Source organism: Actinosynnema sp. NPDC091369, from assembly GCF_044757065.1.
Classification (GTDB): domain Bacteria; phylum Actinomycetota; class Actinomycetes; order Mycobacteriales; family Pseudonocardiaceae; genus Actinosynnema.
In genome coordinates, this window is record NZ_JBIVUG010000010.1 from 92,163 (window position 1) to 111,160 (window position 18,998).

General features: G+C 72.9%; 22 protein-coding genes. 12 read left to right on the forward strand and 10 right to left on the reverse strand.

Going from position 1 to position 18,998, the window contains the following annotated elements:
• Positions 1 to 13 precede the first annotated feature (13 nt).
• Positions 14 to 2,842, reverse strand: coding sequence for a glycoside hydrolase family 9 protein (locus ACIQMJ_RS30610; protein ID WP_499764470.1), 2,829 nt, complete (start codon positions 2,840 to 2,842; stop codon positions 14 to 16).
• 303 nt (positions 2,843 to 3,145) lie between these two features.
• On the opposite strand from ACIQMJ_RS30610, the gene ACIQMJ_RS30615 reads away from it, so the two are divergent.
• Both ACIQMJ_RS30615 and ACIQMJ_RS30620 read left to right on the forward strand, forming a co-directional pair.
• Positions 3,146 to 4,012 carry an LLM class flavin-dependent oxidoreductase gene (locus tag ACIQMJ_RS30615; protein WP_499764471.1) on the forward strand — a complete coding sequence of 289 codons (867 nt, stop codon included), beginning with the start codon at positions 3,146 to 3,148 and terminating at the stop codon, positions 4,010 to 4,012.
• Positions 4,009 to 5,511 (forward strand): alpha/beta fold hydrolase, encoded by a 1,503-nt coding sequence (locus ACIQMJ_RS30620; RefSeq protein ID WP_499764472.1) that lies wholly within the window; start codon positions 4,009 to 4,011, stop codon positions 5,509 to 5,511. The genes ACIQMJ_RS30615 and ACIQMJ_RS30620 overlap by 4 nt, the downstream gene beginning before the upstream one ends.
• Here ACIQMJ_RS30620 and ACIQMJ_RS30625 read toward each other — a convergent pair.
• The 3 genes from ACIQMJ_RS30625 to ACIQMJ_RS30635 all read right to left on the reverse strand — a co-directional run bounded on the left by ACIQMJ_RS30625 (position 5,504) and on the right by ACIQMJ_RS30635 (position 7,673).
• A complete protein-coding gene (locus ACIQMJ_RS30625) occupies positions 5,504 to 6,013 on the reverse strand; it encodes a carboxymuconolactone decarboxylase family protein (RefSeq protein ID WP_499764473.1) in 510 nt (169 codons plus the stop codon). The two genes, ACIQMJ_RS30620 and ACIQMJ_RS30625, sit on opposite strands and share 8 nt — an antisense overlap.
• 125 nt (positions 6,014 to 6,138) lie before the next feature.
• Positions 6,139 to 6,774, reverse strand: a complete 636-nt coding sequence (locus ACIQMJ_RS30630; protein WP_499764474.1) for a hypothetical protein — start codon at positions 6,772 to 6,774, stop codon at positions 6,139 to 6,141.
• Positions 6,775 to 6,890: 116 nt separating this feature from the next.
• Positions 6,891 to 7,673, reverse strand: a complete 783-nt coding sequence (locus ACIQMJ_RS30635; RefSeq protein ID WP_499764475.1) for an AraC family transcriptional regulator — start codon at positions 7,671 to 7,673, stop codon at positions 6,891 to 6,893.
• 164 nt (positions 7,674 to 7,837) lie between these two features.
• Here ACIQMJ_RS30635 and ACIQMJ_RS30640 point away from each other — a divergent pair, with 164 nt between their 5' ends.
• The gene (locus ACIQMJ_RS30640; RefSeq protein WP_499764476.1) at positions 7,838 to 8,908 is read left to right on the forward strand and encodes a glycoside hydrolase family 19 protein; all 1,071 of its coding nucleotides are present in this window, start codon (positions 7,838 to 7,840) and stop codon (positions 8,906 to 8,908) included.
• A gap of 40 nt (positions 8,909 to 8,948) precedes the next feature.
• Here ACIQMJ_RS30640 and ACIQMJ_RS30645 read toward each other — a convergent pair whose 3' ends face one another.
• Entirely contained in the window at positions 8,949 to 9,518 is a 570-nt protein-coding gene (locus ACIQMJ_RS30645; RefSeq protein WP_499764477.1) for an alpha/beta fold hydrolase, read from the reverse strand.
• Between the two features lie 270 nt (positions 9,519 to 9,788).
• On the opposite strand from ACIQMJ_RS30645, the gene ACIQMJ_RS30650 reads away from it, so the two are divergent.
• Positions 9,789 to 10,532 (forward strand): lytic polysaccharide monooxygenase, encoded by a 744-nt coding sequence (locus ACIQMJ_RS30650; protein ID WP_499764478.1) that lies wholly within the window; start codon positions 9,789 to 9,791, stop codon positions 10,530 to 10,532.
• 85 nt (positions 10,533 to 10,617) lie between these two features.
• On the forward strand, positions 10,618 to 11,184 hold the full coding sequence (locus ACIQMJ_RS30655) for a DUF305 domain-containing protein (protein ID WP_499764479.1): 567 nt from the start codon (positions 10,618 to 10,620) through the stop codon (positions 11,182 to 11,184).
• On the opposite strand, the gene ACIQMJ_RS30660 is transcribed toward ACIQMJ_RS30655, so the two are convergent.
• Both ACIQMJ_RS30660 and ACIQMJ_RS30665 read right to left on the reverse strand, forming a co-directional pair.
• Positions 11,181 to 12,083, reverse strand: coding sequence for an RluA family pseudouridine synthase (locus ACIQMJ_RS30660; protein ID WP_499764480.1), 903 nt, complete (start codon positions 12,081 to 12,083; stop codon positions 11,181 to 11,183). The genes ACIQMJ_RS30655 and ACIQMJ_RS30660 overlap by 4 nt on opposite strands.
• 2 nt (positions 12,084 to 12,085) lie before the next feature.
• The gene (locus ACIQMJ_RS30665; protein WP_499764481.1) at positions 12,086 to 12,664 is read right to left on the reverse strand and encodes a DUF4386 domain-containing protein; all 579 of its coding nucleotides are present in this window, start codon (positions 12,662 to 12,664) and stop codon (positions 12,086 to 12,088) included.
• 99 nt (positions 12,665 to 12,763) lie between these two features.
• On the opposite strand from ACIQMJ_RS30665, the gene ACIQMJ_RS30670 reads away from it, so the two are divergent.
• Positions 12,764 to 13,429 (forward strand): TetR/AcrR family transcriptional regulator, encoded by a 666-nt coding sequence (locus ACIQMJ_RS30670; protein WP_499764482.1) that lies wholly within the window; start codon positions 12,764 to 12,766, stop codon positions 13,427 to 13,429.
• On the opposite strand, the gene ACIQMJ_RS30675 is transcribed toward ACIQMJ_RS30670, so the two are convergent.
• Positions 13,413 to 14,036: a DUF4230 domain-containing protein gene (locus ACIQMJ_RS30675; RefSeq protein ID WP_499764483.1), complete on the reverse strand. Its 624-nt coding sequence runs from the start codon at positions 14,034 to 14,036 to the stop codon at positions 13,413 to 13,415. The genes ACIQMJ_RS30670 and ACIQMJ_RS30675 overlap by 17 nt on opposite strands.
• A gap of 22 nt (positions 14,037 to 14,058) precedes the next feature.
• Positions 14,059 to 14,739 (reverse strand): SDR family oxidoreductase, encoded by a 681-nt coding sequence (locus ACIQMJ_RS30680; RefSeq protein ID WP_499764484.1) that lies wholly within the window; start codon positions 14,737 to 14,739, stop codon positions 14,059 to 14,061.
• A 108-nt stretch (positions 14,740 to 14,847) separates the two neighbouring features.
• On the opposite strand from ACIQMJ_RS30680, the gene ACIQMJ_RS30685 reads away from it, so the two are divergent.
• Genes ACIQMJ_RS30685 through lipB form a run of 6 tightly spaced genes read left to right on the forward strand, consistent with a single transcriptional unit; the run spans position 14,848 to position 18,783 of the window.
• Positions 14,848 to 15,081: an acyl carrier protein gene (locus tag ACIQMJ_RS30685; protein WP_499764485.1), complete on the forward strand. Its 234-nt coding sequence runs from the start codon at positions 14,848 to 14,850 to the stop codon at positions 15,079 to 15,081.
• Positions 15,078 to 16,289: a beta-ketoacyl-[acyl-carrier-protein] synthase family protein gene (locus ACIQMJ_RS30690; protein ID WP_499764486.1), complete on the forward strand. Its 1,212-nt coding sequence runs from the start codon at positions 15,078 to 15,080 to the stop codon at positions 16,287 to 16,289. The genes ACIQMJ_RS30685 and ACIQMJ_RS30690 overlap by 4 nt, the downstream gene beginning before the upstream one ends.
• A 10-nt stretch (positions 16,290 to 16,299) precedes the next feature.
• Positions 16,300 to 17,262: a beta-ketoacyl-ACP synthase III gene (locus ACIQMJ_RS30695; RefSeq protein WP_499764487.1), complete on the forward strand. Its 963-nt coding sequence runs from the start codon at positions 16,300 to 16,302 to the stop codon at positions 17,260 to 17,262.
• 49 nt (positions 17,263 to 17,311) lie between these two features.
• Complete coding sequence (locus ACIQMJ_RS30700; RefSeq protein WP_499764488.1) at positions 17,312 to 17,659, forward strand: ApeI family dehydratase; 348 nt, start codon at positions 17,312 to 17,314, stop codon at positions 17,657 to 17,659.
• Positions 17,659 to 18,093 carry a 3-hydroxyacyl-ACP dehydratase FabZ family protein gene (locus ACIQMJ_RS30705; protein WP_499764489.1) on the forward strand — a complete coding sequence of 145 codons (435 nt, stop codon included), beginning with the start codon at positions 17,659 to 17,661 and terminating at the stop codon, positions 18,091 to 18,093. Before ACIQMJ_RS30700 ends, ACIQMJ_RS30705 begins: the two co-directional genes overlap by 1 nt.
• Before the next feature lie 9 nt (positions 18,094 to 18,102).
• Positions 18,103 to 18,783 (forward strand): lipoyl(octanoyl) transferase LipB, encoded by a 681-nt coding sequence (gene lipB / locus ACIQMJ_RS30710; RefSeq protein WP_499764490.1) that lies wholly within the window; start codon positions 18,103 to 18,105, stop codon positions 18,781 to 18,783.
• A gap of 15 nt (positions 18,784 to 18,798) precedes the next feature.
• Here the strand turns inward: lipB and ACIQMJ_RS30715 are convergent, their stop codons facing one another.
• Entirely contained in the window at positions 18,799 to 18,933 is a 135-nt protein-coding gene (locus ACIQMJ_RS30715; protein WP_499764491.1) for a hypothetical protein, read from the reverse strand.
• Positions 18,934 to 18,998: the final 65 nt, after the last annotated feature.

Below are 18,998 nucleotides of genomic sequence, written 5' to 3' on the forward strand. Positions count from 1 at the left end.
CCCGGTTGAGGGATCACCCCGAGGTGCAGGGGTTGCCGTTCACCCGGAAGTCGGTCGGCTTGGCGGTCGAGCCGGTCCCGGAGGAGTTGAAGCCGATGCCCGCCGACGCGCCCGGGGCCAGGGTGCGGTTCCACGACAGGTTCGTCGCGGAGGCCGCCTGACCCGACTGCGCCCACGTGGCCGACCAGCCCTGCGTGATCTTCTGGTTGCCCGGCATGGTGAACTCCAGCTTCCAGCCGTTCCACGCCGAGGCGCTGGTGTTCGTCACCGTGATGTTCACCGACATGCCGGTGGACCAGGTGGACGCCTGCCAGGTCACCTTGCAGTACCCCGCCACCACGTCCGGCTTGGTCCGCACGCTCACCTGCGGCGACATCGCCGAACGCAGGTTCGCGCCGTTCTTCGCCACCACGGTGAACTGGTACGCGGTGTCCGGCCGCAGCCCGGTCAACGTCGCCGACGGGCCGGTGACGGTGGCGACCACGCGCAGCGCGTCACCCTCGACGGAGATGACGTCGTACTCCTTGACGCCGCTCTCCGCGTCGGTGGACGCGGTCCACGTCAGCTTCGCGCCCGTCGTGGTGATGTCGGACGCCACGGGGGTGCCCGGCGTCGACGGGGCGGTGGTGTCGACCGGCGGCGCGGTCGTGATCTTCTCGGCCGCCCAGTTGGAGATCCACGCGAACGCGGAGTTCCAGTTCACCGTGACCTCGTTGACCGAGTACGCCTCGATGTGGTCGACGAAGCACTTCTGCGCCTTGCAGCCGGTGAGCAGGCGCGCCGCGATCGGGTCCTGCAACGCGCTGTTCGGACCACCCGAGAGCGCACCGGGCGGCGCGGTCGGCAGGGTCGGGTCGAGCTGGTTGGCCCAGTGCCGGTGGTGGACGTTCTTCACCGGCTGCTCGCCGTAGCCCGAGACGTACGAGTACGACACGGGGTTGCGGCCCAGCAGGTAGTTCAGGCCCTGGAACACGCCCTCGCGGTACTTGGCCGCGCCGGTGAAGTCGTGCGCCAGCGCCAGCACCGAGATGTTGTTCGCGACCAGGCCGTTGGAACCCCAGTCGTAGCCCTCGGTCGGGCTGTACGGCGCGGGGTAAGCCTGGGTCGCCATCTTGGACAGGTGCGCGTCCGCCACCGCGGTGAACGCCGACTTGATCGCCGAGACGTCCGCCTCGGGCAGGCCGTTGGGCACGAGCGCCAGCGTGATGTCGCCCAGCGGGCCGGTGGAGCCCCAGTCGAAGCCGCGGGTGGTCAGGCTCTTGCCCTTGTACAGCGTCGACGACGTCAGGTCGCTGCGGTAGGACGCCTCACCGGTGGTGGTGAACATCTCCGCCGCGGCCCAGTAGAACTCGTCGGTCAGCGTGGCGTCGCTGTAGGAGCCGCCGCCGGTGCCGTCGTTCGGGTCGGCGATCTTGTTCGGGTTCGCCTTCGCCGCCGCGTACGCCTTGGTGGCCGCCGCGAGCGCCTTCGCCGAGAACGTCGGGTCGATCGTCTTCCAGATGCGGGCCGCCTGGGCCGCCACCGCGGCCGTGTTCAGCGTCGCGGCCGTGCTGGTCGCGGACAGCCGGCGGGCCTGCGGGTCCTGGTGGGGGAGCAGCGGCAGACCGGTCCAGTTCTGGTCGTGGATCTTGTGGTGCACCATGCCGTCGGGCGCCTGCATCTTCAGCAGGAACTCGACCTCCCAGCGCGCCTCGTCCAGGATGTCCGGCACCCCGTTGGCCTTCTCCGGGATGTTGAGCTTGCCGTCGCCCAGCGCCGCGGCGTCGCCGATCAGCTTCGCGCGCTCGTAGGTGTTGAGCACCTGCCACGCCGAGATGCCGCCGTTGACGACGTACTTGCCGTGGTCGCCCGCGTCGTACCAGCCGCCGCGCACGTCCAGCGTGTAGCCGCAGCTGATGGTCGCCAGGCAGGGGACGTTGTTGTCACCCTGGTTCGGCGCGACGTTGAGGTGGCCGGCGGGGCGCGCGTACTGCTCGCCCACGTACTGCGCCTCGATCGGGATGCCGCTGCGGTTGTGGTAGAAGTACGCCAGCGAGTCGTAGCGCAGCTTCTTGAGCTGGTCCGTCGCGATGTCGAACGGGAAGCTCGTCTCCGTGCCCACGGTCAGCGTGTAGCCGGTGCCCGGGGTGTCGTACGACGAGAAGTCGATCAGGTGCGTGGCGTCGCCCGACTCGGGGTCCACGGTGCCCTTCGGCACGGTCTGCCCGGTCGCCACGGTGGTGCCGGCGGAGTTCTTCAGCGCCCACGCCTGCGCGACCGTCGCGGTGGAGGTCAGCGTCGCCTGCTTGGGCAGGCCGGGGGCGTACGCCACCTGGTTGACGTTGATCTTCTTCGCGGGCACGCCCGCGTCGCCGCCCGGCGGCTTCACGCCGCCGATGAGCGAGACGTTGTCCACGCAGACCGTCGTGTCGGCCGCCTGCGCGCCCAGGTGGAACGTCACCTGGCCGGGGCCCGCGTCCGGGAAGTCCAGCTCCGAGGTGAACGTGAAGGTGAAGTGCTGCTTCGTCGTGGTCAGCGCGACGTCCTGCTTCGCGATCTGCCGGTACGGGCTGACGCCCTCACCGGCCACCGCGGCGGCCGGGCGGGCCACCGACGCGTAGGCGTCGAAGGACATCGTGTACGACTGGCCCGCCTCGAACGGCACGCCGTTCTGGCCGATCAGCGCGTCCCACGGGTTGACCGTGCCGCCGGTGACCGTGGCGCACAGCTCGCCGTTCGTGACGCGGTTCGACACGCCCGCGCTGGCCCACCACGGGTCCGCCGAGCCGTTGCTGAACGAGCCGTTGACCAGCCGTTCGTAGTCGGCTGCGTAGGCCGTTCCGGACGCTAGCGCGCCGCTCACCGCCACTAGTGCGAGGGCTGCGGTGGCCTGGCGGCGCCACCGGGGAGAAGGAAGCGATCTCATGGACTTGGGTCTCCTCCGTCTGCTCTGACGGTTGACGACGCTTCTGGGAGCGCTCCCTGGGAGCGCTCCCAGGGACTCTAGAGTGACTCGGCTTACATTCACAACCCTCGATTTGACCTCTAGTTAGCTGGAGGTCACACGGTGTGAGCGTCAACTCCGACGCTCTCAGGGGGATGCGGTGCGCACGACGCGTTCGACGAAGTTCGATGAGCTGAGCGGCTCCTTCGTGGAGGCGCAGTGATGGACGTCGGGATCGCGCTGCCGGGGTTCGGGCTCGACGCGGTGGAGCACGCGCAGCACGCCGAGGGGCTCGGGCTGGAGTCGGTGTGGCACGGCGATCACCTGATCCCGGTCACCCCTTTCCTCGACGCCACGTTGGTGCTCGCGACGGTGGCCGCCTCCACCACTCGGGTGAAGCTGGGGTTCGGCGTGATGGTCCTGCCGCTGCGCCCGGTCGCGTGGGCGGCCAAGCAGGTCGCCACGCTCCAGCACCTGTCCGGGGACCGCGTGCTGCTCGGCGTCGGCAGCGGCGGCGACGCCCACGGCGAGGCGGCGTGGCGGGCGGTCGACGTGCCGTTCGCGGAACGCGGGCGGCGGACCGACGAGGCGCTGGCCGTGCTGCCGGCCCTGGTGCGCGGCGAGGCGGCGGCAGTGCACGGGCAGGACGTCGTGCTGTCGCCGGGCGCGGCGGTGCCGCCGGTGCTCGTCGGTGGCGGCGGCCCGGCGGCGTTGCGGCGGGCGGCGCGCTTCGGCGACCACTGGTACCCGGCGTTCGTGCCGTTCCGGGCGGTGTCGTCGGGGGTGGCGCGGTTGTGGGAGCTGGCGCAGCGGCACGGGCGGCCGGTGTGCGGGGTGACGGTCGGGGTGAGCGTGGCCCTGGGCGACGTGCCGGCGTCCGTGGTCGAGCACCGGGTGCGGGGCATGACCGACTACGGGCTGAGCGAGGAGCAGGCGCGGGAGGTGCTCGTGACCGGGTCCGTCGAGCGGGCGCGCGACCACTTCGGGCGACTCGCCGAGGCCGGGGCGGACCGGGTCGTCGCGATGCCGTTCACCGAGGACCGGTTCCGGCAGGCCGAGCTGGTCGCGCAGGCTACCGTGGCGGGGTGACCGAGCGGATCTTGCGGGCCAACGGCGTGGACCTGTGCGTGGACACCCTGGGCACGCCCGCCGACCCGGCCGTGCTGCTCGTCGCCGGCGCGTCCGGCTCGCTGCTGTCGTGGCCGGACGGGTTCTGCGCGCGGCTGGCCGACGGCGGGCGGTACGTCATCCGGTACGACCACCGCGACACCGGGCGGTCGGTGACCTACCCGCCGGGCGAGCCGGGCTACGGGTTCGAAGACCTGGTGGCGGACGCGGTGGGCGTGCTGGACGCCTTGGCCGTGTCCCGCGCGAACGTCGTCGGCATCTCCATGGGCGCCGGCATCGCGCAGTCGCTGGCCCTCGACTTCGCCGACCGGGTGGCGTCGCTGACGCTGATCGCCACCAGCCCGGCCGGGCCGAACGAGCCGGGCCTGCCGCCCATCGCGCCCGCCCTGGCGGAGCACTTCGCCGCCGGCGGCACGCCCGCGCCGGACTGGACCGACCGGGACGCCGTGATCGAGCACCTGGTCGCGGCGCGACGCCCGTTCGCCGGGCCGCGACCGGTGGACGACGACGAGGCGCGCGCCGAGGCGGGGCGGGTGGTCGACCGGGCCCGGGACATCGCCTCGGCGGCCAACCACTTCCGGGTCTCCGGCGGCGAGCCGACCCGGCCCCGGCTGGGCGCGATCACCGCCCCGACGCTGGTCCTGCACGGCGACGCCGACCCGCTGCTGCCACCGGGGCACGGCGAGGCGATGGCGCGGGAGGTGCCCGGCGCGCGGTTGGTGCTGCTGGAGGACACCGGGCACGAGTTGCCGCCCGGCGTGTGGGACGTGGTGGTCCCGGCGATCATCGAGCACTCCGCTGTCGCCAAGCCGTCGCGGGACGAGGTGCTGTCACGCATCCGGCGGCTCGGGTCGACGGACTCGGGCACGGCGTTCGAGCAGCTCTACGCCGCCGCGTCGCGCGGTGAGGTGGACGTGCCGTGGCACCGCGAAGAGCCGCACCGGCTGATCCTCGAACGCTTCGCCGACGTGGACGGCACGGGCAAGCGCGCGCTCGTCGTCGGCGCGGGATATGGGCAGGACGCCGGGTTCCTGGCCGGGCTGGGCTTCGACACCCTCGGCTTCGACATCTCGCCGACCGCCGTGGCGCAGGCGCGGCAGCGGTTCCCGGCCGCGCGGTTCGAGGTCGCCGACCTGCTGGACCCGCCCGCCGACTGGGCCGGCGCGTTCGACGTGGTGGTGGAGGTGCTGATCGCCCAGACGCTCCCCGCCGGCGTGCGGCCGACGGCCATCGCGCACGTGCGCCGGTTCGTCGCGCCCGGCGGCACGCTCGTCCTGCTGGCCCACGGCCGCGAGGACGACGAGCCCGAGACCGGGCCGCCGTGGCCGTTGGTGCGCGCGGAGGTCGAGTCGTACGCCGCCGACGACCTCCGCGCCGTGCGGGTCGACCGCGCGGGAGCCCTGTGGTGGGCGGAGTTCCGGCGCGGGCCGGCCGCTTCGAGTTCCGGCGCGGTCAGCTGAGGCCGATGATCGAGGGGTACCCGTTGGGCACGATCTTGTCGGCCATCCGCTGGTACGCCTCCGGGTCGTCGGGCGCCCACGTGGCCAACCCGTCGACGTAGCGGTTGGCCGCGCAGAACATCGCGGCGATCAGCACGGTGTCGTGCACCTCCAGGTCGGTGGCGCCGTTCTCCTTCGCCTTGGCGATCAACTCGGCCGTCACCGCGCGCCCGCTCTCGGTGACCGCCGTCGCGATGTCGATCAACGCCATCAGCTTGGCCGTGTGCCGGTAGTCCTCGGGCAGCTGCGCGGCGGCGAAGGCGGCGTGCGAGCCCGCGCGGAACTTGCACTGGTTCAACTCGGAGACGTGGGTGGCGATCAGCTCGCGCTCGCCGCGGGACAGGGTGCTCGGTCCCCGTAACAGCACCTCGGTGAGCTCGGTGAGCGGTCGGCCCGTCTCCGGGCGGTAGTTCATCAGCCCGGCGATCCCGGGCAGGGCGTCGTCCAACTCGATGTGCGGCATGGGATCAGTGTCCCGACGGCGCGGGACCGGGTCGAGCGGCGATCGGACGAAAACACAACACCGTTATGCGAAGCGCTCGTCCAGATCGCCGCGTCGATTCCCCCGTGCGGCGGCGGCCGTCCGCGTCAGGCGCAGGCCGCCGGGTCGACCCGGTAGGCCGGGGCGTCCCGCTCGGCGAGCACCGGCGTGGTGGAGGTGGCCGTGGCGACGCCGTCCCGGACCGCGTGGGTGACGCGCTCGCCGTCGTACACCCACGGGTCGCTCGACCACACCACCTCACCGCTGACGGTCACGAGGCGCCGCTGCCCGTCGACCACCTCGCAGCCGTACCGGCTGAGCGCGCTCACGCCGCCGCCCTCGGCGAGCGCGAGCGGGGCGCCGTCGGGCGTGGTGACGGCCCGCAGACCGCCGTTCCGCAGCTCCCACACCGTGAAGAGCTCGGTGTTGGCGCCGAACGACCCGGTCACCACCACCTCGTTGCGGCCGTCGCCGTCCAGGTCCACGACGCGCAGCGGACCCGCGCCGATCGTGCTGTGCAACGGCATCCGGGCGGTGAACCGGACGCCGCGGACGACGGCGACGAGCTCCTGCGCGGTCGGGACGTCCGGGACCTGCCGGACCGCGACCCGGTCCACGTGGCCGTCGCCGTTCAGGTCCGCCCCGCCCGTCACGTCACCCGTGCCGGCCGCGGGCCCCGCCCAGGCCGTCGCCGGAACCGCCGCGACGAGTGCGAGCGCGGGCACGAAAGCCTTCAGCACCATGGTTTCCCCCTGTTTCCGGGCACCACGAGGACACCTCGTGGCACCGGTTTCCCCCCGACGCGATCGCGTCAACGATCAGAGGACGGCCGATGCCGACAGGCGTTCCTCCATGTGACTCAAGTCACAGATCGGGCGTAGGTGGCCGGGGTGATGCCGTAGCAGCGGCGGAACCAGCGCGTCAGGTGCGCCTGGTCGGCGAAACCGGTCAGCGCCGCCGTCTCCGCCGCCGTGCGGCCGTCGGCGAGCAACCGCCTGGCCGCGCGCAGGCGGCGCTGGCGCTGGTAGTCGCTGGGGGACAGGCCGAACTCGGCGCGGAACGCGCGGTAGAGCGCGAACCGGCTCAGCCCCGTCGCGGCGGTCAGCTCGCCGGTGGTGAGGTCGTCGGCGTAGTGGGCCTCGATCAGGTCGCGGGCGGCCGAGGCGTTGCCCCACCGTCCGGTCGCGGCGGGCAGCGGCATCACGTGGGCCGCCATCGCGCGCACGGCGTGCATCAGGTGCTCGTCCCGGGCGAGGCTGCCGTCCTGCAGGGCGGTGTGCAGGCGGCGCAGCGCGTCGGCGAGCTCCGGCGCGTGCGCCACCGGGTCGCGGAACAGCGGCAGGCGCGGCAGCAGTTCGGCGACCAGTGACGGTCCGATGTGGACGATCCGGTAGGTGACGCCGTCCTCGGTGGCGGTGCGGCCGTCGTGCGCCTCGTCCGGGTTGAAGGCGAGCACCGTGCCCGCCGCGCTGAGGTGCGAGCCGCCCCGGCACCGGAACGCCTGCGCGCCCTGCTCGGTTACGCCGAACGAGTAGGCGTCGTGGCTGTGCCGGTGGTAGCGGTGCGACGTGAAGTGGGCGTGCATCGCCTCGACCGGCTGATCCGCCGCACGCCAGTACCGCGCCCACTGCACGCCGCTCATTGAACCGCACTCCCCGGCGATGATCGCGCTCTCACGAAAACGGCCAGCTCACCGGTCGATTCGCGGCGGGAAACCGAGCCGTGCTCTTGACTGGTGTAGACCATTTCCGGTTGAGTGGCCCCCGTCACGTCCGATGGGCGCATCCAACGGGAAAGAGTGATCACGTGTCGAGAATCCGCGTAGTGGCGGCGATCGCCGCTGTCGTGGTCGGGGCGGCACTGACCGTCGCGGTGGCCAACACCGCCGCCGCTGCCGCCTGCGCGTCCGCCTGGAGTCCGTCGGCCGTCTACACCGGCGGCATGACGGCGTCCTACAACAGCAAGAACTGGCGAGCCCAGTGGTGGACCCAGAACGAGACCCCCGGTTCCGCCGCGGTCTGGGCCGACCAGGGCACGTGCGGCGGCACGACCCCGCCGCCCACGACCTGCGACCACCCCAACTGGGTGCAGGGCCAGTTCTACGCCGCGGGCAGCATCGTCAAGTACACCAACGGCCTCTACTACATCGCCGAGCACGACAACCCGGGCTACGACCCGACCATCAGCACCTGGTACTGGGAGCCCTACACCTGCGGCACGAACCCGCCGACCACCACGACCACCCCGCCCGCGACCGGCGGCTTCGTGGTCAGCGAGGCGCAGTTCCAGCAGATGTTCCCGAACCGGAACCCCTTCTACACCTACTCGGGCCTCACCGCGGCGCTGAGCGCGTACCCCGGTTTCGCCAAGACCGGCTCGGACACCGTCCGCAAGCAGGAGGCGGCGGCGTTCCTGGCCAACGCCAACCACGAGACCGGCGGCCTGGTCCACATCGTGGAGCAGAACCAGGCGAACTACCCGCACTACTGCGACCCGGGCCAGCCCTACGGCTGCCCCGCCGGTCAGGCGGCCTACTACGGCCGCGGTCCCATCCAGCTCAGCTGGAACTTCAACTACAAGGCCGCCGGTGACGCGCTGGGCCTGCCGCTGCTGACCAACCCGTGGCTGGTGCAGAACGACGCCTCGGTGGCCTGGAAGACCGCCCTCTGGTACTGGAACACCCAGTCCGGTCCCGGCACGATGACCCCGCACAACGCGATGGTCAACGGCTACGGCTTCGGCGAGACGATCCGCAGCATCAACGGGTCGCTCGAGTGCGGCGGGCGCAACCCGGCGCAGGTCCAGAGCCGCGTCGACGCCTACCAGCGGTTCGTCGGCATCCTCGGCGTGCCCGCGGGCAGCAACCTCTACTGCTGACCGCGTCGGGACGGGGGTCGCCGCCGGCCCCCGTCCCGGCTCACCGCGCCAGGTGCGCGAGCACCGCCCACCCGAACGACCCCGGCGACTCGACCCACGGCACGTGGCCCGCGCCGGGCAGCACCACCCGCGCCACGTCCGGCAGCGCCTCGGCCGGCGAGTCCACCCCCCACCGCGGTCGTGCGTCCGCCCCGCCCTCCACGATCAGCGTCGGCGCGGCCAGCCCCCGGCCGCGCGCCGCCGGCCCGCCCCGGGCGCGGTCGAGCCCGGCCCCGGAGACGTACACCGGCGACGAGACCCGGTCCGGGTGCGCCAACGCGTAGTGCAGCGCCACGTCCGCGCCCCCGGAGTGGCCGAGCAGGGCCATCCCCGACAACCCGAAGTGGGCCCGGACGGCGTCGAGGTCGCTGATCGCGCGGGTCATCGGACCCCCTGGGTCGTCGCGGTCCCAGCGGATCACCCGCACCCGGTCGGCCGGCAGCGCGGCGAGCCCGTCGAACGCCTCCCGCGGCGCATCGCCGCCGTGGCACAGCACCGGCGGCGGGTCGCCGTGACCCAGCTCGACCGCCCGCACCACGCGACCGTCCTCCGCGATGACGTCGTGCTCCATGCGGACCAGTGTCGGTCAACCGCGCGCCGGAGTGCGCCCACGGGGCCAATTGAGTCGCCGTGGTGTGCGTTCACAGTCAGGCCAACGGCCGGCTGGACCAGTCGGTTCAGATCCTTGACCCGGATGACGTTCACGATTATGGTCTAGACCACGTCGCGGTGTGTGACGGACGGTCCCCGGATCGTCACGCACCGCGTGTTCCGGCCGCCGCGGAAATGGACCCTGCCTTGGAGATCCCGACCCGGGACCTCCTCCGAAGGAGCTGGACACATGAGCCTGAAACGCAAGCTCGCGGTGGCGCTGGCCGCCGTGGGCATCACCCCGTTCTTCGTCGTCATGTCGGCGGGAACGGCGAGCGCGCACGGCTACATCTCCTCGCCGCCCAGCCGGCAGGCGATGTGCGCGCAGGGGCGGATGTCGAACTGCGGGCCCATCGTCTACGAGCCGCAGAGCGTGGAGGGCCCCAAGGGCCAGTACAACTGCCACGCCGGGTTGAGCCAGTTCGCCCAGCTCAACGACGACAGCCGCGCCTGGCCCACCACCTCGGTGGGCAACAACGTGACGTTCAACTGGACGCTCACCGCCCGGCACTCCACCACCACGTGGCAGTACTTCGTCGGTGGCACGAAGATCGCGGAGTTCAACGACGGCGGCCGGCAGCCCGCGGCCACCGTGACGCACAACGTGAGCCTGGGCGGGCGCACCGGCCGGATCAAGCTGCTGGCCGTGTGGAACATCGCCGACACGCCCATGGCGTTCTACTCGTGCGTCGACCTCCAGGTGGGCTCCGGTGGCGGCACGCCGACCACCACGACCACCCCGCCGACCACCACCACGCGGCCCACGACGACCACGTCCCAGCCCCCGGTGGGCGGCACGTGGGCGCCCAACACCGCGTACTCGGTCGGCTCGACGGTGACCTACGGCGGCGTCAGCTACCGCTGCATCCAGGCCCACACGTCCCTCGTGGGCTGGGAACCGCCGAACACCGCGTCGCTGTGGCAGCGGCTCTGACCCCCTGACGGGGACCGGATGTGCGGCCCGTCCGCGCCGACCCTGTGACGGCGCGGGCGGGCCGCCCGGCCAAGGAGGACGACCCTTGCGACGTCTCGCAGCCCTGGTGGCCGGTCTGCTCGCGCTGGCCGGTTGCGGCTCCACCGCGGCGGTCCCGCCACCGCCGGTGTCGACCGTGGTGGAGACCGACGAGTTCAACGAGACCGACGTGATGTTCCTGCAGATGGCCGTGCCGCACCACCGGGCCGGCCTGGAGATCGTGAAGCTGGCCGAGGACCGGCCGGTGCGCGCCGACGTGAAGACGTTGGCGGCGGCCATCGAGGTCACCCAGCTGTCCGAAGTGGACTCCATGACGAAGTGGCTCGCGGAGTGGGAGCAGCCCGAGTCGGCGGGCGACAACCCGCAGCTGCACGCCGGTCACGGCGGCGACCACTCGACCAGCCCGGAGGCCATCGCGGAGCTCGCCGCGACCGCGCCCGGCGAGTTCGAGAAGGCGTTCCTGAACCTGCTCATCGCCCACCAGCACAACGCGGTGGCGATGGCGAAGCTGGAGCGGGAGGGCGGGGTGAACCCGCAGGCGAAGGACCTGGCCGAGCGGATCTTCAACTCCCGCACCGCGCAGATCGCGCAGATGCTCGGCTACCTGGACTAGAGGTCGAGCGAGAGGGTGCTGGTGAAGCGACGGTGCTCGCCCGTCACCGGGTCGGTGAACTCGAGCACCTTCGCCAGCAGCTGCAACGGATCGGTGAAGTCGTCCAACGGCTTCTCCCGCAGCACCGGGTAGAAGTCGTCGTGGCGGATCGGCACGCCGAGCGAGGCCATGTGCAGCCGGAGCTGGTGGGTGCGGCCGGTGAGCGGCACGAGCCGGTACCGGCCCCACCCGTCGCGGTGCTCGACCAGCTCGACCAGCGTCTCGGCGTTGGGCGGTCCGGGCACCTCCTGCGCGGTGATGACGCCCTTGACCTTGACGATCCGGCTGGACACGCGGGTCGGCAGGGTCAGCGCGGGGTCGTGCGGCGCGATGGCCTCGTACTCCTTGCGCACCGCCCGGTCGGCGAACATCGTCTGGTACTTGCCGCGCAGGGCCGGTTCGACCACGAACATGACCAGCCCGGCCGTGACGCGGTCCAGCCGGTGGGCCGGGCTCAGGTGCGGCAGCCCGAGGTCGCGGCGCAGCCGGACCAGCGCCGTCTCGACCACGTGCTTGCCCCGCGGGATGGTGGCCAGGAAGTGCGGCTTGTCGACCACCACGATCGCGTCGTCCCGGTGCACCACCCGGATCTCGAACGGCACCGCCACCTCGTCGGGCAGGTCGCGGTGGAACCACACCGAACCGCCGGGGGTGAACGCCGCGTCGGGCGCGATGGGCCCGGTGAGGTCGTAGACGCGGCCCTCGGCGAGCATCAGGTCGATCCGCTCGGGCGCGACCCGGGGCAGGCGCTCGACCAGGTGGTCGCGCACGGTCGTCCACGGCCCTTCGTCGGGCAGCCGCAGCCGTGCCGGGTCGAGGCCGTGGCGCTGGTCGAGCGGCGGCCGGAGCTTGCGCCTCATCGTCACGCAGCGTACGCCGCGGCCCTCGGTGCCGGGCTCTCGGGCGTGGCGAAGCCCTTGACGACCAGCAGCACGCCGAACGCGACCTCGAACAGGCCGCCCGGCACCGACAGCGCCACGCCGACGCGGTGGCCGAGCACTTCGAGGACCGCGCCCAGCAGGAACACGGCGTAGCCGATCCCGCCCCACGCCGCCAGCCAGCGGGGGACCAGGCGGGCGCGCAGCAGCACCCGGCAGAACAGCACGCCCGCCGTCGCCACCGACATCATCGCGACCTGGTAGCTGTAGTGGTTGCCCGCCGCGATCGGTGCCGGCAGCAGCAGGAAGACGACGCCGACGGCCAGCAGCGCGGCTTCCACCGCCCGGCCCACCAGGTACGCGTGCGCGGTGAGCTCGCTGTGCGGCCTCAGCACCGGGAACGCCAGCACGCCGATGCCGACCACCACGGCCGAGTTCACGAGCATGAGCAGCGCTCCGACGGCTGTCGTGCCCGCGTCGACCAGGGCGTTGCCGACGCCGTACGCGACGAACGCCACCAGGAACAACGCGCCCACCGACCGGGCGATGGCTCTCGACGACATGGATCTCCCCTTCGACCGCGATCAGGACCGCACCAGCCTTACTTAGTAAGGCGGACGGTACCGTACAAAGTACGAACCTGTCACCGCCGGAGGTCAGCCGTGCCGAAGGGCGCACCGCTCAGCCGGGACCGCGTGCTGCGCGCCGCCGTCGCGATCGCCGACGCGGGCGGCATCGGGGCGTTGACCATGCGGTCGCTCGCCGACGCGCTGGAGGTCAAGCCGATGTCGGTGTACCACCACGTGGCGAACAAGGAGGAGATCCTCGACGGCATCGTGGACCTGGTCTTCAGCCGGATGGAGCTGCCCACGCCCGGCGGCGACTGGCGGCCGGAGATGGTCAAGCGGGCGAACTCCGCGCGGGAGGTGCTCGGGCGCCACCCCTGGGCGGTCGGGCTGCTGGAGTCGCGGACCGCGCCCGGCCCCGCGACGCTGCGGCACCACGACGCGACCATCGGCACCCTGCGCCGCGCCGGCTTCACCGTCGCCCTCACCGCGCACGCCCACGCCCTGATGGACAGCTACGTGTACGGGTTCGCCGTGCAGGAGGCCGCGCTCCCGTTCCACGGCCCCGATTCCGCCACGGACGTGACCTCGGACATCATGCGGCGCTTCGCGGAGGGCGAGTACCCGCACCTCGTGGAGATGGCGACCGAGCACGTGCTGCGGCCCGGCTTCGACTTCGCCGACGAGTTCGCGTTCGGGCTGGGCGTGATCCTCGACGCCATGGCCGGCTGGCTGGAGCGCGACCTCAGTCCAGGCTCGTGAACTCGACCTCGTAGCCCAGCGCGCCGAACATGCCGGTGAGCATCTTGCGCGTGTTGTCCTCCGCCCGCTGCACCAGGCCGGACTCGCGCGCCGCGTCCGCGATCTTCTGCTCCGCCGCCACGTAGAACGGCTGCTGGTCCTGGGTCTCCACCAGCGAGGCCAACCGGTCGAACAGCCCGCGCTCCTGCGCGAACACGTAACACCGCCCCTGGTCCAGGTTCGGCTTGTCCAGCACCGCCCGCGGCAGCTCCAGCCGCACCTTCCGCGCCTCGCCGGAGGCGTTCGTCGGCGACACCGCCAGCGCGTCCTCGGCCAACCCGCCGAAGTCGACGTAGGCGTTCACGGTCCCGGCCGCGACGAACAACGTCCGCTGCCCGGCCAGCGCCGACGGCACGTAGCGGACGTCCCGCTCGATGTCGAGCACCACCTGGAAGTCGCCCGCCGAGGCGTGGTACTGGCTCAGGTCCCGCAACGACTGCAACAACGCCGGCTGGCTGCGGTCGATCGTGTCCGTGCCCGCGAAGAACCGGGGCACCACCAACACCGCCGCGACCAGCACCCCGACCGCCACCAGCACCGCCGCCGCCACACCGATGCGCCACTTCATAGCGGCGGTGTACCCGCAACCGCTACCAGGGAACCCGCGCGCCGTCGCGGAAGAACCCGCCGGTCGGCCCGTCCTCGGGCAGCGTCGCCGCCCACACCACGCTCGCCGCGCCCTGCCGCACCGGCCGCCCGCCCGGGCCGCCCATGTCGGTGGCGACCCAGCCGGGGCACACCGCGTTGACCTTCATCGCGGGCAGTTCGGCCGCCAACATCAAGGTCAACGCGTTCAGCGCCGCCTTCGACGTGCCGTAAGCGGGCGTCCCGCCGCCCATCGACGCCAGCGACCCGGCCTCGCTCGACACGTTCACCACCCGCGGGCTCCGCGCCGCGCGCAGCAGCGGGAGCAGCCCCAGCACCACCCGCCACGGCCCGTAGAAGTTGGTCTCCATGGCCTCCCGCACGACCCCCAGATCGGCCGACGACGCGCGCTGCCAGGTGTCGTAGTGGATCGCCGCGTTGTTCACCAGCACGTCCACCCGCCCGTGCCGACCGGTCAGGTGCCCGGCCAGCTCCGCCACCGAAGCGTCGTCGGTCACGTCCAACCGGTGGTGCTCCACGCCCAGCCGCTCGGCCGCCGACCGGGCCTTGGCCGCGTCCCGCGCGGTCAGCACCACCACGTGCCCGAGCGACGCGAGCTGGCGGCACACCTCCAGCCCGATGCCCCGGTTCCCGCCCGTCACGACCGCCACCGGCGCGTCCGCCATGCCCGCCTCCCCAGTCGAGTGCCCCCGCACATTCTCCCTGGTTGACCGCCGGTCCCGGCGATGAGGTTCGATGGTGGGCAGGAGCCGGGTGAACGAGGGGAGACCGCTGTGTACGAGACGTTGAGGAACATCCTCGTCGACACGTTGAAGGTCGCGCCGGAGCAGGTCACCCCGGACGCCACCAAGGAAGACCTCGACCTGGACTCGCTGGCGTTCGTGGAGCTGTCGATGGTGCTCGGCAAGGAGCACGGCCTGCACATCAGCGACGACGAGCTGTTCGACATGGAGACCGTCGGCGACATCGTGGCGCTGATGGAGGAGCGCGCCGGGACGGACGGGTGACCGGCCTGGACGTCGCCGTCACCGGGCTCGGCCTGGTCACACCGGGCGGGGTGGGCGTGGACGCCGGCTGGGCGGCGGTGCTCGCGGGCCGCTCCACCGCCGCGCACGACCCCGTGCTGGCGGGCCACGAGGTGACCATCTCGTGCCGGGTCCCCGACTTCGACGCCGACGCGCTGCTGGGCGCGCGGCGGGCCGTCCGGCTCGACCGGTTCTCGGCGTTGGCGCTGGTCGCGGCACGGGAGGCGGTCGCCGAGGACGACGTCACGGCGTGGGACGCGGCCCGGGTCGGCGTGGTGATCGGCACGTCGGCGGGTGGCGGTGAGACGTTCGAGCGGCAGCACGGCGTGCTGCTGGCCGACGGCCCGACCGGGGTGTCACCGCTGGTGCTGCCGATGCACCTGCCGAACATGGTGACCGGTCAGCTCGCGATGGAGTTCGGCCTGCGCGGCCCGAACCTCGTGGTGTCGACCGCGTGCGCGTCCGGGGCCACCGCGATCGGCGTCGCGTGCGACCTGCTCGCCGCCCGGCGCTGCGACGTGGTGCTGGCGGGCGGGGTCGACGCGCTGCTCAACCCGTTGACCATGGCGGGTTTCGCGCGGATGGGAGCGCTGTCGCGGCGGGACGACCCGGCGACGGCGTCGCGGCCGTTCGACGCGGACCGGGACGGGTTCGTCGCGGGCGAGGGCGCGGCGGTGCTGGTGCTGCGGCGCGCCGAGGACGCGCGGGCCGACGGGCGGCGGGTCCGGGCGCGGGTCGTCGGGTACGGCGCGTCCGCCGACGCGCACCACATCACCAACCCCCACCCCGACGGGCGGGGCGTGATCGCGGCGACGCGGGCGGCGCTGGCGGACGCGGGAGCGGCACCGGGGGACGTCGGGCACGTCAACGCGCACGGCACGTCCACGCAGCTCAACGACCTGGTGGAAGGTCGGGTGCTGGCCGGGCTGCTGCCGTCGGGGCCGCTGGTGACGTCGACCAAGGGCGTGACCGGGCACATGCTGGGCGCGGCCGGTGCGGCGGAGGCGGTGTTCACCGTGCTGGCGGTGGAGCGGGGCATCGTGCCGCCGACCGCCAACCTGACGACCCTCGACCCGCGGCTGGACCTGGACGTGGCGACCGCCGCGGTGGAGCGGGGGATCGACCTGGCGCTGAGCAACTCGTTCGGCTTCGGCGGCCAGAACGCGGTGCTGGCCATCGCGAAGGCGTGAAGGAGGGGCGATGTCGGTGATCGTCGGCGTGGGCGCGAGCGTGCCGGCGCGGGTCGTGACCAACGACGACCTGGCGACCCGGCTGGACACCTCCGACGAGTGGATCCGGTCGCGCACCGGCATCGGCGCGCGGAGGTGGGTGGAACCGGGCACGGCCACGTCGGACCTGGCGGTGGACGCGGGCGCGCGGGCGCTGCGCTCGGCCGGCAGGTCCGCTGTGGACGCCGTCATCGTGGCCACGACCACGCCGGACCGGTCGTGCCCGGCGATCGCGCCCGCCGTGGCCGCCCGGCTGGGCATGGTCGGCGTGCCCGCGCACGACGTGGCGGCGGTGTGCACCGGGTTCCTGTACGGCCTGGCCAACGCCGTCGGACTGATCGCGAGCGGCACGGCGCGGACCGTGCTGCTGGTCGCGGCCGAGGCGTTCTCCACCATCCTCGACCCGGACGACCGCGGCACGGCGGTGATCTTCGGCGACGGCGCGGGCGCGGTGGTGGTGGGTGAGGGCGAGGGCGGGATCGGGCCGTGCGTGCTGGGCAGCGACGGCACGGGCGCGGACCTCATCCAGGTGCCGGCGGGCGAGCGCTACTTCCGGATGAGCGGCAAGGAGGTGTTCCGGGCTGCGGTCGAGCGGATGGCGGACGTGTCGCTGGACGCCCTGGCCCGCGCCGGCCTCGACCTGGCCGACGTCGACCACCTCGCGCCGCACCAGGCCAACCGGCGCATCTGCGACGCCGTCGCCCGCCGCCTCGGCCTGCCCGAGTCGAAGGTGCTGGCGGACCTGGAGGCGGTCGGCAACACGGCCGCCGCCTCGATCCCCGTGCTGCTCGCCGACGCCGCCGCGCACGGCCGGCTCAAGGCGGGCGACCGCGTCCTGACCGCGGCCTTCGGGGGCGGCCTGACCTGGGGTGCGACCACCCTCGTGTGGCCGGATGTGACCGCGGACTTCGGTGTGCTGGGGGAGGACCGGTGACCTGGCACCCCGACGTCGCCCGCCACCGCTCGTCTCCAGTGGAGGTTCCGTGAGCAGTTTTCCGTCGTCCCCCGTCGAGGTCGTGGAGCGGTCCGGTGCGACGGCCGTCGCGCGCGTGGAGGTCGCCGCGGACGACCCCGTGTTCGCGGGCCACTTCCCGGACCTGCCCGTCCTGCCCGGCGTGGCCGTGGTCGAGTTCGCGCACCGCGCCGCCGTCGCCACCGCGCCCGGCGCAGCGCGGCTGGCCGCCATCGAGTCCACCCGGTTCCTGCGCCCCACGTTCCCCGGCACCGCCCTCACCATCGCCCTGACCTGGGACGACGCCCGGTGCGCCGCGGTGGTCAGCGACGCGGACGGCGTGGTGGCCCGGATCAAGCTGCGCTACGAGGAGCCGTGATGTTGCCGTCCGACATCCTGCGCGTACTGCCCCACCGGCACCCGATGCTGCTGGTGGACCGGGTGGTCGAGGTGACGCCCGGCGAGTCGCTCACCGCCCTCAAAGCGGTCAGCGCCAACGAGCGCTGGCACCGCGCGCCCGACGACTTCCCGCCGACGTTGCTGCTGGAGTCCTGGTGCCAGGCCGCGGTGCTGCTGTCGACGTGGGAGGCACCCGACCCCGACCGGCTGGTCCTGTTCGGCGCGATGGCGGACGTGGAGTTCCACCGGCCCGTCCCGCCGGGATGCGTGGTGCGGCACGCGGTCCGGGTCCTGGACGCCCGCGGTGCCACGGTGGCGTTCACCGGTCGGTCGGAGGTCGAGGGCCACGTCGTGATGACCGTCGGTCGGGTCGTCACGACCTCGCGCGCCGTCGCCGAACTCCGGAACTCGTAGGGGGTCGTGGTGCGGTTCCTGCACGGCGGTTTCGGGCCGGACGCGGTGTCGTACGAGGAGGCGTACGCCGAGCAGCGGCGGCTGCACGCGTTGCGGGTCGCGGACGAGATCGGCGACGTCTGCGTGCTCCAGGAGCACCTGCCCGTGTACACGGCGGGCAAGCGCACCAAGGCCACCGCGTTCCCGGCCGACGACGTGCCCGTGCTGACCGTGGACCGCGGCGGTGAGATCACCTGGCACGGTCCCGGTCAGCTCGTCGGCTACCCCGTGGTCAAGCTGCCGGTGCCGCTCGACTCGGTCGGCCACGTCCGCCGGCTGGAGGACGCGCTGATCGGGACGTGCGCCGAGTTCGGCGTCGAGACGGCCCGCCTCGCCGGGCGCAGCGGCGTGTGGGTGCTCGGCGACCGGCCGCCCGCACCGGACGTGCCCCCGTCCGCCGCCCGCGCGCACGGGCAGCACCGCAAGATCGCCGCGATCGGCGTGCGCATCGAGCGGTGCACCAGCCTGCACGGGTTCGGGCTCAACTGCGACCCCGACCTGACCGCGTTCGACGCGATCGTGCCGTGCGGCATCGAGGACGCGGGCGTCACCTCCCTGTCCGCCGAGCTCGGCCGTCGGGTCGGGCCGGCCGAGGTGGCGCCGGTGGTCGAACGTCACCTGACGAGGGTGTTCGCGGCCGATCGCCGGTGACGGCCGACTGCTCGGTCACTTGTTCACCCACAGGGTGTTGTTGTCATCGCACTTCCACTCGTCCCAGTAGCCGAGGAACTCACCGGCCGGTCCGGCGATCACCGGCGCGGGTGCCCGGACGGCCCTGGGCAGGGTGGTGGTGTCGGTCATCGGCCACTCCATGCGGTGCGGAAGTCCTTGCGGCGGCGGGGGATGGGGCGAACGTGCCGCACCCG

Coding starts and splice junctions, on each gene's coding strand:
- ACIQMJ_RS30680 (WP_499764484.1), bottom strand. CDS start 14,739: ATGGCGGACGCGCCGGTGGCGGTCGTGACGGGCGGGAACCGGGGCATC.
- ACIQMJ_RS30630 (WP_499764474.1), bottom strand. CDS start 6,774: ATGGTGCTGAAGGCTTTCGTGCCCGCGCTCGCACTCGTCGCGGCGGTT.
- ACIQMJ_RS30645 (WP_499764477.1), bottom strand. CDS start 9,518: ATGGAGCACGACGTCATCGCGGAGGACGGTCGCGTGGTGCGGGCGGTC.
- ACIQMJ_RS30715 (WP_499764491.1), bottom strand. CDS start 18,933: ATGACCGACACCACCACCCTGCCCAGGGCCGTCCGGGCACCCGCGCCG.
- ACIQMJ_RS30675 (WP_499764483.1), bottom strand. CDS start 14,036: ATGAAGTGGCGCATCGGTGTGGCGGCGGCGGTGCTGGTGGCGGTCGGG.
- ACIQMJ_RS30650 (WP_499764478.1), top strand. CDS start 9,789: ATGAGCCTGAAACGCAAGCTCGCGGTGGCGCTGGCCGCCGTGGGCATC.
- ACIQMJ_RS30660 (WP_499764480.1), bottom strand. CDS start 12,083: ATGAGGCGCAAGCTCCGGCCGCCGCTCGACCAGCGCCACGGCCTCGAC.
- ACIQMJ_RS30665 (WP_499764481.1), bottom strand. CDS start 12,664: ATGTCGTCGAGAGCCATCGCCCGGTCGGTGGGCGCGTTGTTCCTGGTG.
- ACIQMJ_RS30695 (WP_499764487.1), top strand. CDS start 16,300: ATGTCGGTGATCGTCGGCGTGGGCGCGAGCGTGCCGGCGCGGGTCGTG.
- ACIQMJ_RS30705 (WP_499764489.1), top strand. CDS start 17,659: ATGTTGCCGTCCGACATCCTGCGCGTACTGCCCCACCGGCACCCGATG.
- ACIQMJ_RS30625 (WP_499764473.1), bottom strand. CDS start 6,013: ATGCCGCACATCGAGTTGGACGACGCCCTGCCCGGGATCGCCGGGCTG.
- ACIQMJ_RS30635 (WP_499764475.1), bottom strand. CDS start 7,673: ATGAGCGGCGTGCAGTGGGCGCGGTACTGGCGTGCGGCGGATCAGCCG.
- ACIQMJ_RS30615 (WP_499764471.1), top strand. CDS start 3,146: ATGGACGTCGGGATCGCGCTGCCGGGGTTCGGGCTCGACGCGGTGGAG.